The sequence below is a fragment of the Roseicella aerolata genome (genome assembly GCF_020523605.1).
In the GTDB taxonomy this organism is placed as follows: domain Bacteria; phylum Pseudomonadota; class Alphaproteobacteria; order Acetobacterales; family Acetobacteraceae; genus Paracraurococcus; species Paracraurococcus aerolatus.
Genome location: NZ_JAJAQI010000009.1, coordinates 19,844 through 33,064 on the forward strand (window position 1 = coordinate 19,844; position 13,221 = coordinate 33,064).

Here is a 13,221-nt window from a genome sequence, read left to right on the forward strand (position 1 = left end):
GCGGATGCCCCGCATCGGCCGAGGGCGCCGGCCAATCCTTCCCGCGCCGCCGATGGTCCTGGCGGCGTTTGCGCCCGTAGCTCAGTTGGATAGAGCACGCGCCTTCTAAGCGTGGGGTCGCAGGTTCGAATCCTGCCGGGCGCGCCATGACCCCCTCCACGGCCGGAAAGGCCAGGCAGCCACTGTGGTGGCCGAGGCCGGCCGCCGGCGCATCCCTTCCTGTCCCTGGGAGGCCGGAGCTGCGGCAGCGCGCCGCGCGAGGGCAGCCTTCGGCGAGTCGGCCAGACCGGCGGGCGTGATACCTGGCGCATGACGTCCCGACCTGCGGCCCGCAGAGCGGGCCGAGCGCGCGAAGGCGCGCCGCGGCCCAGGCCGCGAAGCCCGGGCCCGGAGGGCCGCCGGCGTTTGGGGCAGGGCATGCGTCAGCATGTCACGAGCCAAGTATCAGCCCCGGATCACGCTGCGGATCGCGAAGCTCGACTGGATGCGGGCGACGCCCGGCATGCGGGACAGGGCGTCCTTGTGGATCCGCTCATAGTCCGGCGCGTCGCGGGCCTCGACCCGCAGCAGGTAATCCGACATGCCAGTCATCAGGTAGCACTCCCGCACCTCCGGGCAGCGGCGCACCGCCTCCTCGAAGCGCTTCATGCTCTCATCGGTCTGCCGCTCCAGCGTGATCTGGATGAAGACCACCACGCCCTCGCGCGGCGCCGCCTCCTCGATGATGGCGGTGTAGCCGCGGATGACGCCGCGGTGCTCCAGCAGCCTGAGGCGGCGGAGGCAGGCGGAGGGGGAGAGACCCACCGCCTCGGCCAGGGCGGCATTGCTCATTCGCCCGTCGGCGCGGAGGTGGCGGAGGATGGCCCGGTCGGCCTCGTCCAGAGGGTGCATCGAATTTTCTGCGAGGTCTTCGCTGATCATGCGGCGATTCGCGGCAGTTTGGCAGGAAGTTCGACGAACCGGCGGGAAATTCGCAGCCCCAGCCGCCTAGCCTCGCCCTGAAACGAACGGAGGCGGCGATGCGGGTCCTGGTCCTGGGCAGCGGCGTGGTGGGCGTGACGAGCGCCTGGTACCTGGCGAAGGCGGGGCACCAGGTGACGGTGCTGGACCGCCAGCCGGCCGCCGGCATGGAGACCAGCTTCGCCAATGCCGGCCAGGTCTCTCCCGGCTATTCCGCCCCCTGGGCCGGCCCGGGCATCCCGATCAAGGCGCTGAAATGGCTGATGATGCGCCACCGGCCCTTCGTGCTCTGGCCGCAGCTCGACCACGGGCTCTATTGCTGGCTGGGGCAGATGCTGGCCAACTGCACCGCCGCGGCCTACGGCACCAACAAGTCCCGCATGGTGCGCCTCGCGGAGTACAGCCGCGACGTGCTGCGCGACCTGCGCGCCGAGACCGGCATCGCCTATGACCAGCGGACCAAGGGCACGCTGCAACTCTTCCGCACCCAGAAGCAGCTCGACGCCGTCGGCGGCGACACCGAGGTGCTGGACGCCTATCAGGTGCCCTATGAGGTCCTGGACCCGGCGGGCTGCATCGCCGCCGAGCCGGCGCTCGCCTTCGTGCAGGGCAAGTTCGTCGGCGGCCTGCGCCTGCCGGGCGACGAGACTGGGGACGCCCATGTCTTCACCCAGCGCCTCGCGGAGATGGCGGCGGCACGCGGCGTGGTGTTCCGCCATGGCGTCACGGTGAAGGCGCTGGAGAGCGAGGGCGACAGCATCACCGGCGTGGTCACCAACCAGGGGCGCGTCACGGCGGATGCCTATGTGGTTGCCATGGGCAGCTACTCCCCGGCGCTGCTGCGGCCACTCGGCGTCCATGTCCCGGTCTATCCGGTGAAGGGCTACTCGCTCACGCTCCCGATCACCGAGGAAGCGGGCGCGCCCGTCTCCACCGTGATGGACGAGACCTACAAGGTCGCCATCACCCGCCTTGGCGACCGCATCCGGGTCGGCGGCACGGCCGAGCTGGCTGGCTTCTCGCTGCGGCTCCGGAAGCCCCGGCGGGAGACGCTGGCGCATTCCGTCGGCGATCTCTTTCCGCGCGGCGGCGACCTGACGCAGGCGAGCTTCTGGACCGGCCTCCGGCCCATGACGCCGGATGGCACGCCGGTGGTGGGACCGACGCGCTACCGCAACCTGCACCTGAACACCGGCCATGGCACGCTGGGCTGGACCATGGCCTGCGGCAGCGGCCGGCTGCTGGCGGACCTGCTGACCGGCCGGGCGCCGGAGATCGCGGCGGACGACCTGGCGCTGTCGCGCTACGCGGTGGCCTGATCCGGGCGACCATCACCGGTGACCCCTTCGGCGCGGGCTGCCGCCCGCCGCCAGTGCAGCGCGCTTGCCCGGATGCCGTCACACAACTGTGGCGCTGATACGACGTGCCGGGTGGCAGCCGGCCGCGCCGCCCTCCCTGAGCGGGCTTGACCACGGCCTTTCCCGTGGTGACACGGGCTCCGTCGCGGGCGCGGCGATCGGCACCCCCTGCCGATGCGCCGGCCGCCAAGGGAAGGGGATGCGCCCATGGAATACCGCACGCTCGGCCGCAGCGGCCTGTCGGTCAGCCGGCTCTGCCTCGGCACCATGATGTTCGGCGGCCCGACCGACGCCTCGGCCAGCGCCCGCCTGATCGCCCGCGCCGCCGAGGCCGGGATCAACTTCCTCGACACCGCCGATGCCTATAACGGTGGCAGGAGCGAGGAGGTGGTCGGCCAAGCCATCGCCGGCAACCGGCATGCCTGGGTACTGGCGACCAAGATCGCTAACCGTGTGGGGAAGGGGCCGAATGAGGGCGGCCTCTCCCGCACATGGGTGATGCAGGGCACCGAGGCCTGCCTGAAGCGGCTGGGCACCGACGTCATCGACATCCTCTACCTGCACAAGGAAGACCACGCGACGCCGCTGGACATCACAGTGCGCGCCATCGGCGACCTGGTGCGGGCCGGCAAGATCCGCCATTTCGGCGTCTCCAACTACCGCTCCTGGCGGATCGCCGAGATTTGCCGCCTCTGCGACGATCTGGGCATCGACCGGCCGGTGGTCTCGCAGCCCTACTACAACGCCTTGAACCGCCAGCCGGAGGTCGAGCAGATCCCGGCCGCCGCGCATTATGGCCTCGGCATCTTCCCCTATTCGCCGCTCGCCCGTGGCGTGCTGACGGCGAAGTACCGCCCGGGCGAGGCGCCGGAGCCCGGCAGCCGCGCCGCCCGCCAGGACCGCCGCATCCTGGAGACGGAACTGCGCCCGGAATCGCTGGAGATCGCGCAGCGCATCCGCGACCACGCGGCGGCGAAGGGCGCCTCGCCGGCGCACCTGGCCATCAACTGGGTGCTGAACAACCGCCTCGTCACCGGCTGCATCCTCGGCCCGCGGACCGAGGCGCATCTGGAGGACTACCTGGCCGCGCTCGCCTACCGCTTCACCGCGGAGGATGAGGCGCTGATCGATGGGCTGGTCGCGCCCGGCCACCCTTCCACGCCCGGCTACAACGACCCTCAGTACCCGATCGAGGGCCGCATCCCCGCCACCGGCTGACGGCGCCGGCGGTCAGGGTCTGGCGGGCTTCAGCTCGCCCAGGAGGGTCGGGATCAGCTCCGACACCGTCGGGTGGATGTGCACCGTGCGCTGCAGCGCCGTGTAGGGAAGCTTCGCCTGCATGACGTCCAGCAGGGCGTGCACCGCCTCGTCGCCATCCGTCCCGAGGATGGCGGCGCCGAGGATGCGCTTGCTTTCGGCATCCACCATTACCTTCATGAAGCCGGTGGTCTCGCCCTTCTCCACCGCGCGGCTGACGCGCGTCATCGGCCGCGTGCCGACCAGAACCTCGTGCCCGGCCTCGCGCGCCTCCCGCTCCGTCATCCCCACGCGCCCGAGTGGCGGGTCGGTGAAGAGGGCGTAGCAGGGCAGGCGGTCCGTCACCCGGCGCGCCTCGCCATCCAGCAGGTTGGCCGCCACGATCTCGTAATCGTTGTAGGCCGTATGGGTGAAGGCACCGCGGCCATTGCATTCGCCCAGGGCCCAGATGCCCGGGACGCTGGTCTGCAATTCGTCGTCCACGGTGATGAAGCCGCGCGCGTCGCGGGCGATGCCGGCTGCCTCCAGCCCGAGCGAGTCGGTGTTCGGCCGGCGGCCCGTCGCCAGCAGCAGGTGGGAGGCGTGGATTTTCGGGGCGCCCTCCAGCCGCAGCGCGACACCCTCCGGCGCTGGCGCGACCGAGAGGCCCTTGGCGCCGAGGTGGAAGGCGATTCCCTCCGCCTCCAGCATGTCGCGGATGGTGGCCGAGACCTCCTCATCCTCGCGCGGGATCAGCCTTGGTGCCACCTCCAGCACGGTGACCTCGGCACCGAGCCGGCGGAAGACCTGGGCGAATTCCAGCCCGATATAGCTGCCGCCGAGGATGGCCAGGTGCCGCGGCATGGTCTCGAGCTGCAGCAGCGTGGTGTTGGTCAGCCAGGGCACCGTCTCCAGCCCCGGGATGGGCGGCGCCGCGGCGCGACCGCCAACATCGAGGAATATCCAGGGCGCCCGGAGCGGCTGGCCGTTCACCTCCATCGCATGCGGGCCGGTGAAGCGGGCATGGCCGCGGAGGAAGGTGATGTTCTCCGCCTCCTCCAGCGCCCTGGTCAGCCCGTCGCGGGAACGGGCGACCACCGCATCCATCCGTGCCTTCACCCGCGGCCAGTCGATGCCGACCGGCCCCGGCAGTTCAATGCCGTATTCCGCTGCCCGGCGTGCGAGCTGGGCCAGGCGCGCGCTGGCGACCAGGGTCTTGGTCGGCGTGCAGCCGGTGTTCACGCAGGTGCCGCCGACCGCGCTGCGCTCCGCCAGCGCCACGCGCCGCCCTGTCGCGGCGAGGCGGAAGGCGAGGGAGGGCCCGGCCTGGCCGGCCCCGATCACGATCGCGTCGAAATTCGCCATCGCCGCCTCCTACCCTGGTCAGGGCCGGGACCTTAGCGTCCCGGGCGGGGCGCGTTGCACACGCCGGCGTCAGCGCAGGGGCCTGCGACCGGAAAGGCCCGGAGTGCCGCCTCCGCGCGACAACAAAGGGTCTTGAGCGGTGCAGGCAGCGCCTGGCCGCTCAGGGCGCCGAGAGGCCGGCGCAGAGGAAGGGCACGATTTCCGCCACCGCCCGGTCGAAATCACCGCTGTCGCAGGCGCCGCCGGACATCGCCTCCAGCCGCCCGGTCCGCAGGAGCGTGTAGCGATAGGCCCCCATCATGAAATAGAGCCGCCAGCACAGCGTCTCGTGGCTGATATGCGGCAGCACCTTCTGGAACTCGGTCACATAGGCCAGCGTGGTTTCGTCATAGACGGTGCTGAGCACCTCCTTCGAGATGTCGTCCGGCTCGGTGTGCAGGCGGGCATGCATGCGCATGGTGGCCCGGCCTGCGGGCGTGTTGCCGGCCAGCATGAAGGGCGTGACGAAGCTGCGGACCAGCACCTCGAGCGGGATCGGGCCTTCGGCATGCGCCGTGCGGGCTTCGGCCAGCGCCTTGCTTCGGGCTTCCGTGACCTGCACCGCGCCGCGCAGATAGGCTGCCTTGAACAGGTCCCGCTTGGCGCCGAAGTGGTAGTGCAACTGGGCCAGGTTGACCCCCGCCGCCTGGGCGATCGCCCGGGTGGAGGCCGCGGAATAGCCGAGTTCTGAGAACAACTCCTGCGCCACGTCCAGGATACGGTTGCGCACGCTGGCGACGGGTTCGGTCGCCGCCGGCCTGGTCTTCTCGGTCACCGTCATCCTCTATCCGTCCACCCCGTCCTGGCGCATTCCCGCCCATTCCTATAGCGCGGCAGCCTCTCCTTGACACGGACGGGGCCTCCCGTCGAGATTTGGTCGGGCGACCGAACACGGCAAAGACCAACAAGGCGGGGAGGCGGGGATGAGCGCAGCGCTGGAGAGGGATGGGGTGACGCCGATGCGCAGCCGGGCCGATCCGGTCGCCCGGGTGAAATCCATCGCCGGCCTGATCGAGCGGGACAGCGCCCGGATCGAGGCCGGGAAGGCCCTGACGCCCGAGGTGCTGGACGCGCTGCACGGCAACGCCCTGTTCCGTACCCTGCTGCCGCGCGCCTATGATGGCGAGGAGGTGAAGCCCTCCACCTTCTTCCGGATGCAGGAGGTCATCTCCGCCGCGGACGGGTCCACCGGCTGGTGCCTCTGCCAGGCTTCCGGCTGCTCCTTCGCCGCCGCCTATATGGCACCCGAGGCGGCCTGGGAGATCTGGGGCGAGCCGCGCGCGGTCGTCGCCTGGGGCTTCGGCACCGGCACCGCCAGGGTGGTGCCCGGTGGCTACCGCGTCAGCGGCACCTGGGGCTTCGCCAGCGGCAACCGGCATGCCAACTGGATGGGCGGCCACTGCAAGATCGTCGAGCCCGACGGATCCATCCGCAAGAACCCGGACGGCAGCCAGGCCGAGCGCACCATGATGGTGCGGCGGGAGAAGGTGCGCTTCCACGATGTCTGGGATGTCGTCGGTCTGCGCGGCACCAACAGCGACACCTATACCTATGACGACCTCTTCGTGCCGGAGGAGCACAGCGTCTGCCGCGACAGCGACGAGGAGCGGCGGATCGACTCCCCGCTGTACAAATTCACCACCACCAACCTCTATGCGTCCGGCTTCGCCGGTGTCTCCATGGGGCTCGCCCGCGGCATGCTGGATGCCTTCACGGAGATGGCGAAGACGAAGACGGCGGCCGCGACCACCCGGCCGCTGCGCGAGAGCGAGGTGATCCAGAACGGCATTGCCACCTGCGAGGCGAAGCTCCGCTCGGCTGGCGCCTGGCTGGTGGAGGTGCTGGACGAGGCCTGGGAGGTCGCCCGCACGCGCGGCCACATCACCATGCAGGAGCGCGCGATGGTCCGCCTCGCCACCACCTCGGCGATCCACCGCGCCAAGGAGGTCGCCGAATGGGCCTATCACGAGGCCGGGGCAGGCGCGATCATGACCGGTGGGCCCTTCGAGCGCCGCATGCGTGACATCCATGCCTCCGCCCAGCAGGTGCAGGGGCGGACCATGCATCTGGAGATGTGCGGCCAGCATTTCCTCGGAATGAACCCGTCCGGGCGGTTCTTCTGAGACCCGATGAAAACGGAAAGCGAGGAAGCGTCCCATGCCGCTGGAAGGCCTGAACCACTACACCATCCGATCCGTGGATCTGGAACGGACGAAGAGCTTCTACGAGGACGTGCTCGGCCTGCGCGTCGGCTACCGGCCGCCGCTGAGCTTCCCGGGCTACTGGCTCTATGTCGGCGACAACCCGACGGTGCACCTGATCGGCCCGCGCGGCGATGACGGCCATCCGCCGCAGCGGGAGGCCGGGCCGACCGGCCTGCTGGACCATATCGCCTTCACCTGCTCGGGCCTTGCCGAGATGAAGCAGCGCCTGAAGCAGCGCGGCGTCAAGTACGAGGAGCGGGTGATCCCGCGCGACCGGCAGACGCAGCTCTTCCTCTTCGATCCCGATGGGGTCGCGGTGGAGTTGAACTACCCGCCGAGCGAGACGCCGGCCGCCACCTGAGCGGGGGCGCGCCCGCGCCGCCGGCCGCGTGGATCCGGTCATCGGGCCCCTCCGGCGGGCCGATGCGGCCATGCGGCCGAGCCGGCCCGCCACGGCGGTGGTGGGCGAGGGAGCGCGGGGGCGGAGGGCCCGTCTGGCGCGGGTGGTCCCCCTCTGGCGCGATGTCATCCGGCAGGCGAAGATCGCCTCGGAGCGACGGGAAGACGCGCATGGGCCAGGCCTGGCATGAGATCGTGGTGGAGGTGCTGAAGGCGAACGAGGTGCGCCTCATTCCCTATGTGCCGGACAATGTCCTGAAGCCGCTGATCGCCGCCATCCATGCCGATCCCTTCTTCACCGCCTTCACCACGGCGCGGGAGGAGGAGGCGGTCGGCATCGTCGCCGGCGCGGCGATGGCGGGGATGCGCGGCATGGTGCTGATGCAGACCAGCGGCTTCGCCACCCTGGCCAATGTGCTGGCCAGCCTGCCCTGCGCCTTCCAGATTCCGGTGCTGATGATGGTGAGCGAGCGCGGCACGCTCGGCGAGTTCAACCTGGGCCAGGCGGCGGTCTGGCGGACCATGCGCCCCACGCTGGAGGCGCTGGCGATGGAGCACCATGTGATCACCCGCCTCGACGAATGCGAGTTCATCGTGGATCGTACCATCAGGCAGGCGCTGATGACGCAGCAGCCGGCGACGCTGATCCTCTCGCCGCTGCTGACCGGCGGGAAGGCCGCGCCGGTGAAGCCCCAAGGGGCGGAGGGTCGCTGAGCCATGACGCCGACAACCGGCCAGGAGAATGCCCGTGCGCGCGAAGCGCACAACGCCAAGCGCCTGTACCGCTTCGACTGCACGAAGCGGCTGGTCGCCCGCCTGCGGAATGAGGAAGCCGTCATCGGCGGCATCGGCCACAGCAATTTCGACCTCTGGGCCGCCGAGCACCGGCCGCAGAATTTCTACATGCTCGGCAGCATGGGACTGGCGGTGCCGATCGCGCTCGGCGTCGCGCTGGCCCAGCCGCAGCGGAAGGTCTTCGCGCTGGAGGGCGACGGGTCGCTGCTGATGCAACTCGGCTGCCTCACCACCGTCGCCACGCTGAAGCCGGCGAACCTTGCCATCCTCATTTTGGACAATGGCAGCTACCAGATCACCGGCGGCCAGGCGACACCGGCAGCGGGCGGCGCCGACTATGTGGCCATCGCGCGCGCCTGCGGCCTGCCGAATGCCGCCTGGGCGGCGGATGAGGAAGATTTCGAACGGCTGGTGGATCGCTGCCTGAGCACCGACGGCCCGCATGTCATCGGCCTGAAGCTGGATGACCAGGGACCGGCCGCGCAGACCGAGCGGGACCCGCCGCAGATCCGCGACCGCTTCATGCGTGGGCTGGGGGTGAAGAAGAGCAAGCTGCCGGGGTAGGACCGGCGCCCCGCGGCGGCGGCGTGTGACAAGGCTGCGTCCAGAAGGACGCATGGCACAGGAGGAGACGCATCGCATGCCTGCCCGCTTCCCCGGCTTCGAACCCCGCGGCGTCATCCCCGCGGTGCTGCTGCCTTTCCAGGACGACCTCTCGATCGACGAGGCCTCCTACCGCGCGCATCTGCGCGATGTCGGTGGGGTGCGCGGCGTCACCGCCATCACAACCAACGCCCATGCCTCCGAGGTCGCCTCCTGCGATCCGGAGGAGCAGGACCGCGTTTTGGAGATCACGCTGGAGGAGTTGGGCGGCCGCCTGCCCGTGGTGAACGGCGTCTATGCCGATGGCACCCTGCAGGCGGTGCGGCTGGCAAAGCGAGCGGCGGCGGGCGGCGCCTCCGCGCTGCTGGTCTTCCCGCCCGGCGTGCTGGCGCGCGGCCATGCGGCGCGGCCGGACTGCCTGGCAGACCATGTGCGGCACATCGCGGCGGCGGTCGACCTGCCGCTGATCATCTTCCAGTATCCGGCCGTCACCGGCCTGACCTATCCGCTGGAGACATTGGTACAACTGGCCGAGGAGATCCCGACCTTCCGTGCCATCAAGGACTGGTGCAACGACCCGGCGCTCGCCGAGCGGCACATCCAGGTGCTGCACGGGCTGCCTCGCCCTGTGCATGTTCTCTCCACCCACAGCGCCTGGCTCTTTGCCTCCCTGGTGACCGGCGCCGCCGGGCTGCTCTCCGGCTCGGGCAGTGTCATCGCCGATCTGCAGGCGCGGCTGTTCGAGGCGGTGCAGCGCGGCGACATGGCGTCGGCGCAGGCGCTGAACGACCGCATCCGCCCGACCGCGCAGGCCTTCTATGCCGAACCCTTCTTCGACATGCACAACCGCATGAAGGAGGCGCTGGTGCTGCTGGGCAAGCTGCCGCGCGCCGTGGTGCGTCCGCCGCTCAAGAAGATCGAGGAGCGGGAGATCCGCCGCATCGCGGCGGCTCTGTCGGAGGCCGGGCTGCTGGACCGCAGGCGCCTCGCGGCCGAATAGCAAACTGGCAGAAAACGAGGGAGACCGGGGGAAGTGCCTTCCCCCGGCTTTTTCCCTACTTCAGAGCCGCCCGGTACCACTCCAGCATCTGTGCGCCTTCCGGCCCGGCCCGCTGCACCCACTCGGCCGTCTGGGTCTCGCCGATCGCCTTCAGCTCCGCCATCAGTTGCTCGGAAGGCTGGGGCAGCTGCATGCCCTGGCTGCGCAGCCGCTCGGCCTGGGCGACCTCCGCCTGCTTCGCCATCTCCTTCCCACGCGTCGCGGCGGTGGTGGCGGCGGCCAAGAGCGCGGCGCGGGTCGGCGCATCCAGCGCCTGCAGCGCACGGGTATTGGCGAAGACCGCGTTACGCGTCCGCATCCCGCCCACATTGTACCAGTAGCGCGTGAAGTCCCAGGCGGTGACGTTCACGCCGGTCTGGGCCGAGGTGAACATGGACTGGATCACGTTGGTGGCGAAGGCCTGCGCCACCTCGGCCGCCTGCACCGTCACCGGCGTCGCACCCATCAGCTCCGCCATCCGCGCCGTGACATTGTTGTAGGCGCGGAAACGGGTGCCCTTCAGGTCCTGCACGCTCTTCAGCTCGGTCTTGGTGTAGAAGCCCTGCGCGTCCCAGTGGACCATGTAGAGCAGGGTCAGGCCCTGCCGCTCCAGCCGGGTGCGGATGAAGGGCTCGGTCGCGGCCTGCAGCGCCTCGGCCTGCGGCCAGGTCCAGGCGAGGAAGGGGACGCCGTCCACCTCGAAGAAGGGGTCCTCATTGGCATAGGCCGAGAGCAGGATTTCTCCCAGTTGCACCTGGCCCGTTTGGACGCCCCGCTTGATCTGCGCCATGGGCAGCAGGGAGGCGTTGTTGTGCAACTGGATGGTCAGCCTGCCATCCGTCGCGCGCTCCACATCGGAAATGAACTGGCGGATGTTCAGGGTGTGGAAATTCTCGGCATAGGGGGTGGCCATCACCCAGCGCGTCTGCGCGGCGGCCGGCGTGGCGGCCAGCATGAGGGCAATTCCCAGGGCCTTCGCCCAGGCGTTCCAGCGCGACATTCCGTGAGCTCTCCCAGCAAGGAAGGCGTGTCACCCGGCGTTTCTTTCTGCGAAGCGTTCCATGTCCGGCGCGCCATCGCAAGGCTTGCGGCATCCGCCCTCCGGGCCCGAACATCCCACCCCCGCCGGAGAGATGCCTATGCCCGACACCGCCCCGCCCAGCCCCGCCCGCCTGGTCATCCAGCAGCCGGAGGAAGCCCGCAGCTTTTGGCAGCCGGTGCCGGCCAATGGCTTCGTCCGCTGCCTGCTGGACCAGGCCGCCACCGGCTCCGAGACGCCCTTCGCCTTCGGCACCCAGACGGTCGATCCGGGGTGCCATGTGCGGGAACACCTGCATGATGCGAATGAGGAGATCATCTTCGTGACCGAGGGGGAGGGCGAGGCGCATATCGAGGGCCAGGTGCACCCCATGCGCCGGAACAGCTGCTTCTTCTTCCCGCGCAACCGGGCGCATTCCTTCCACAACACCGGCCGCGGGCCGCTGACCTTCATCTGGTGCATCATGCCCGGCGGGCTGGAGACCTTCTTCGCCCGCATCGGCCGCCCGCGCGCGGAGGGCGAGACGCCGCCGGCACCCTTCCCGCGGCCGGAGAATGTCCTGCAGATCGAGGCGGAGACGGTGTTCGGAACGCTGCCGGCGAAGGGCTGAGGCGCGGCAGATCCCCGCCGGTCGGCACCGGCCCGGGGCGAGGGAGCGAAGCGGAGCCGGGCCGAGCCGGGACAGGGTCAGGGGCGGGCGCGGCTGGAGCGATCCCCGGATTGTCGGCCCGCCACCTGCGGTGTTGCCGCAGAGGCGGAAGCGGACCTCCTCTGGGGACGCACCGGGCGGTCAGGGGTGCTCCGGCTCAGCCCTGCCGTTCCGGCACCAGCACCTCGAGTCCATCCAGCGCCTCGCTGACCTGGATCTGGCAGGAGAGCCGCCGCCCGACCGGCCGCGAGCCCAGCGCATCCTCGATCATGTCGCCCTCGTCGGGGCCCGGTTCCCCCACGCACTCGATCCAGGCAGGGGCGACATCCACCATACAACTCGCGCAGGCGAGCTGGCCGCCGCAATCGGCCGGCAGGCGCGCGACATTGTGGCGCACGCCGACATGCATGACGGTCGGGTCCTCGCCGGCCTCCAGCACGGTGCGGCTGCCATCCGGCTGGATGAAGGTGATCCGGGGCATTCCCTGTTCTCCTGCGCGATCCTGCGCCCGGCCGGGCGGAGGGCGGTCCGGCCTGTCGGCGCCGGCCCGGCCTGCATCCCGTCCCGCCGCCCCTCTCGCGCAGCCGGGCTTCCGGCGCAAGCCGGGCGGGTGCAGGCTGCGCGCCGCACGGAAAGGGAAGGGGATGCGCATGCCCTACGCGGCATTCGACCTGACGGGAAAGGTGGCGCTGGTCACCGGCGGCAATGGCGGCATCGGCTTCGGCATGGCGCAGGCCATGGCGGAGGCAGGGGCGGACATCGCCATCTGGGGCACCAACGAGGCGAAGAACCAGGCGGCGCAGGCGCAACTGGAGGCCACCGGCCGCCGCGTCCTCGCGCTGCGCTGCAACGTCGCCGAGGAGGCGGAGGTGGAGGCCGCCTTCGCGGAGACGCTGCGGGTCCTCGGCCGGGTGGATGGCTGCTTCGCCAATGCCGGCATCTCGGGCGGCCGCAGCGGACCCTTCGTCGAGCGCACCGTGGCGGAGTGGGACCGCGTGCTGGACGTGAACCTGCGCGGCGCCTTCCTCACCTTCCGCGCCGCGGCGCGCCACATGAAGGAGCGGGCCGAGTCCGGCGACAAGGGCGGCGTGCTGGTCGGCACCGCCTCGCTCGCCGCCATTGAGGGGGCGGCGCGCAACGAGCATTACGGCGCCTCCAAGGGCGGCATGGTCTCCATGATCCGGGCGCTGGCGGTCGAACTCGCCCGCCATGGCGTGCGCGCCAATGCCATCCTGCCCGGCTGGATCGAGACCGACATGACGGCGCGGGCGACGCACGATCCGAAATTCGCCGGCAACGTCCTGCCGCGGGTGCCGATGCGGCGCTGGGGCACCGGCGCCGATTTCGGCGGCATCGCCGTCTACCTGATGAGCAATGCCTCCGCCTTCCATACGGGCGATACGCTGGTGATCGATGGTGGCTATGCCCTGTACTGATCGCGCGCCGGGAGACCCGGGCGGGCTGAGTCGCCCCGGATGATGCTTCGTGATATTTTTGGAAGCTAAGATGGATCGATAGAGTTCGGGCCGGCACCG

At 70.4% G+C, this 13,221-nt stretch carries 14 protein-coding genes and 1 tRNA gene; 10 read left to right on the plus strand and 5 right to left on the minus strand.

Annotated features, from left to right (window positions below; translation table 11 throughout):
• Window positions 1–70: 70 nt before the first annotated feature.
• Window positions 71–147, plus strand: a tRNA-Arg gene (locus LHA35_RS07675).
• Window positions 148–444: 297 nt separating this feature from the next.
• On the opposite strand, the gene LHA35_RS07680 is transcribed toward LHA35_RS07675, so the two are convergent.
• Window positions 445–891, minus strand: coding sequence for an Lrp/AsnC family transcriptional regulator (locus tag LHA35_RS07680; protein WP_226606574.1), 447 nt, complete (start codon window positions 889–891; stop codon window positions 445–447).
• A 128-nt stretch (window positions 892–1,019) separates the two neighbouring features.
• Here LHA35_RS07680 and LHA35_RS07685 point away from each other — a divergent pair, with 128 nt between their 5' ends.
• Together LHA35_RS07685 and LHA35_RS07690 are read left to right on the plus strand one after the other, a co-directional pair.
• On the plus strand, window positions 1,020–2,279 hold the full coding sequence (locus LHA35_RS07685) for a D-amino acid dehydrogenase (RefSeq protein WP_226606577.1): 1,260 nt from the start codon (window positions 1,020–1,022) through the stop codon (window positions 2,277–2,279).
• A 246-nt stretch (window positions 2,280–2,525) separates the two neighbouring features.
• A complete protein-coding gene (locus LHA35_RS07690; RefSeq protein ID WP_226606579.1) occupies window positions 2,526–3,536 on the plus strand; it encodes an aldo/keto reductase in 1,011 nt (336 codons plus the stop codon).
• A gap of 12 nt (window positions 3,537–3,548) precedes the next feature.
• Here LHA35_RS07690 and LHA35_RS07695 read toward each other — a convergent pair whose 3' ends face one another.
• Window positions 3,549–4,919 (minus strand): FAD-containing oxidoreductase, encoded by a 1,371-nt coding sequence (locus tag LHA35_RS07695; RefSeq protein ID WP_226606582.1) that lies wholly within the window; start codon window positions 4,917–4,919, stop codon window positions 3,549–3,551.
• A 160-nt stretch (window positions 4,920–5,079) separates the two neighbouring features.
• Window positions 5,080–5,739, minus strand: a complete 660-nt coding sequence (locus LHA35_RS07700; protein WP_226606584.1) for a TetR/AcrR family transcriptional regulator — start codon at window positions 5,737–5,739, stop codon at window positions 5,080–5,082.
• A 142-nt stretch (window positions 5,740–5,881) separates the two neighbouring features.
• On the opposite strand from LHA35_RS07700, the gene LHA35_RS07705 reads away from it, so the two are divergent.
• The 5 genes from LHA35_RS07705 to LHA35_RS07725 all read left to right on the plus strand — a co-directional run bounded on the left by LHA35_RS07705 (window position 5,882) and on the right by LHA35_RS07725 (window position 9,959).
• Window positions 5,882–7,081 carry an acyl-CoA dehydrogenase family protein gene (locus LHA35_RS07705; protein ID WP_226606587.1) on the plus strand — a complete coding sequence of 400 codons (1,200 nt, stop codon included), beginning with the start codon at window positions 5,882–5,884 and terminating at the stop codon, window positions 7,079–7,081.
• Window positions 7,082–7,115: 34 nt separating this feature from the next.
• The gene (locus tag LHA35_RS07710) at window positions 7,116–7,523 is read left to right on the plus strand and encodes a VOC family protein (RefSeq protein WP_226606590.1); all 408 of its coding nucleotides are present in this window, start codon (window positions 7,116–7,118) and stop codon (window positions 7,521–7,523) included.
• A gap of 209 nt (window positions 7,524–7,732) precedes the next feature.
• Window positions 7,733–8,275, plus strand: a complete 543-nt coding sequence (locus LHA35_RS07715; protein WP_226606592.1) for a thiamine pyrophosphate-binding protein — start codon at window positions 7,733–7,735, stop codon at window positions 8,273–8,275.
• A 3-nt stretch (window positions 8,276–8,278) separates the two neighbouring features.
• Complete coding sequence (locus LHA35_RS07720) at window positions 8,279–8,920, plus strand: thiamine pyrophosphate-dependent enzyme (RefSeq protein ID WP_226606595.1); 642 nt, start codon at window positions 8,279–8,281, stop codon at window positions 8,918–8,920.
• 76 nt (window positions 8,921–8,996) lie between these two features.
• On the plus strand, window positions 8,997–9,959 hold the full coding sequence (locus tag LHA35_RS07725; protein ID WP_226606598.1) for a dihydrodipicolinate synthase family protein: 963 nt from the start codon (window positions 8,997–8,999) through the stop codon (window positions 9,957–9,959).
• Window positions 9,960–10,014: 55 nt separating this feature from the next.
• Here LHA35_RS07725 and LHA35_RS07730 read toward each other — a convergent pair whose 3' ends face one another.
• Window positions 10,015–10,998 (minus strand): TRAP transporter substrate-binding protein, encoded by a 984-nt coding sequence (locus tag LHA35_RS07730; protein WP_226606602.1) that lies wholly within the window; start codon window positions 10,996–10,998, stop codon window positions 10,015–10,017.
• Window positions 10,999–11,137: 139 nt separating this feature from the next.
• On the opposite strand from LHA35_RS07730, the gene LHA35_RS07735 reads away from it, so the two are divergent.
• Entirely contained in the window at window positions 11,138–11,647 is a 510-nt protein-coding gene (locus tag LHA35_RS07735; RefSeq protein WP_226606605.1) for a cupin domain-containing protein, read from the plus strand.
• 196 nt (window positions 11,648–11,843) lie between these two features.
• On the opposite strand, the gene LHA35_RS07740 is transcribed toward LHA35_RS07735, so the two are convergent.
• The gene (locus tag LHA35_RS07740) at window positions 11,844–12,167 is read right to left on the minus strand and encodes a 2Fe-2S iron-sulfur cluster-binding protein (protein ID WP_226606608.1); all 324 of its coding nucleotides are present in this window, start codon (window positions 12,165–12,167) and stop codon (window positions 11,844–11,846) included.
• A gap of 169 nt (window positions 12,168–12,336) precedes the next feature.
• Here LHA35_RS07740 and LHA35_RS07745 point away from each other — a divergent pair, with 169 nt between their 5' ends.
• Entirely contained in the window at window positions 12,337–13,122 is a 786-nt protein-coding gene (locus LHA35_RS07745) for an SDR family NAD(P)-dependent oxidoreductase (RefSeq protein ID WP_226606610.1), read from the plus strand.
• Window positions 13,123–13,221: the final 99 nt, after the last annotated feature.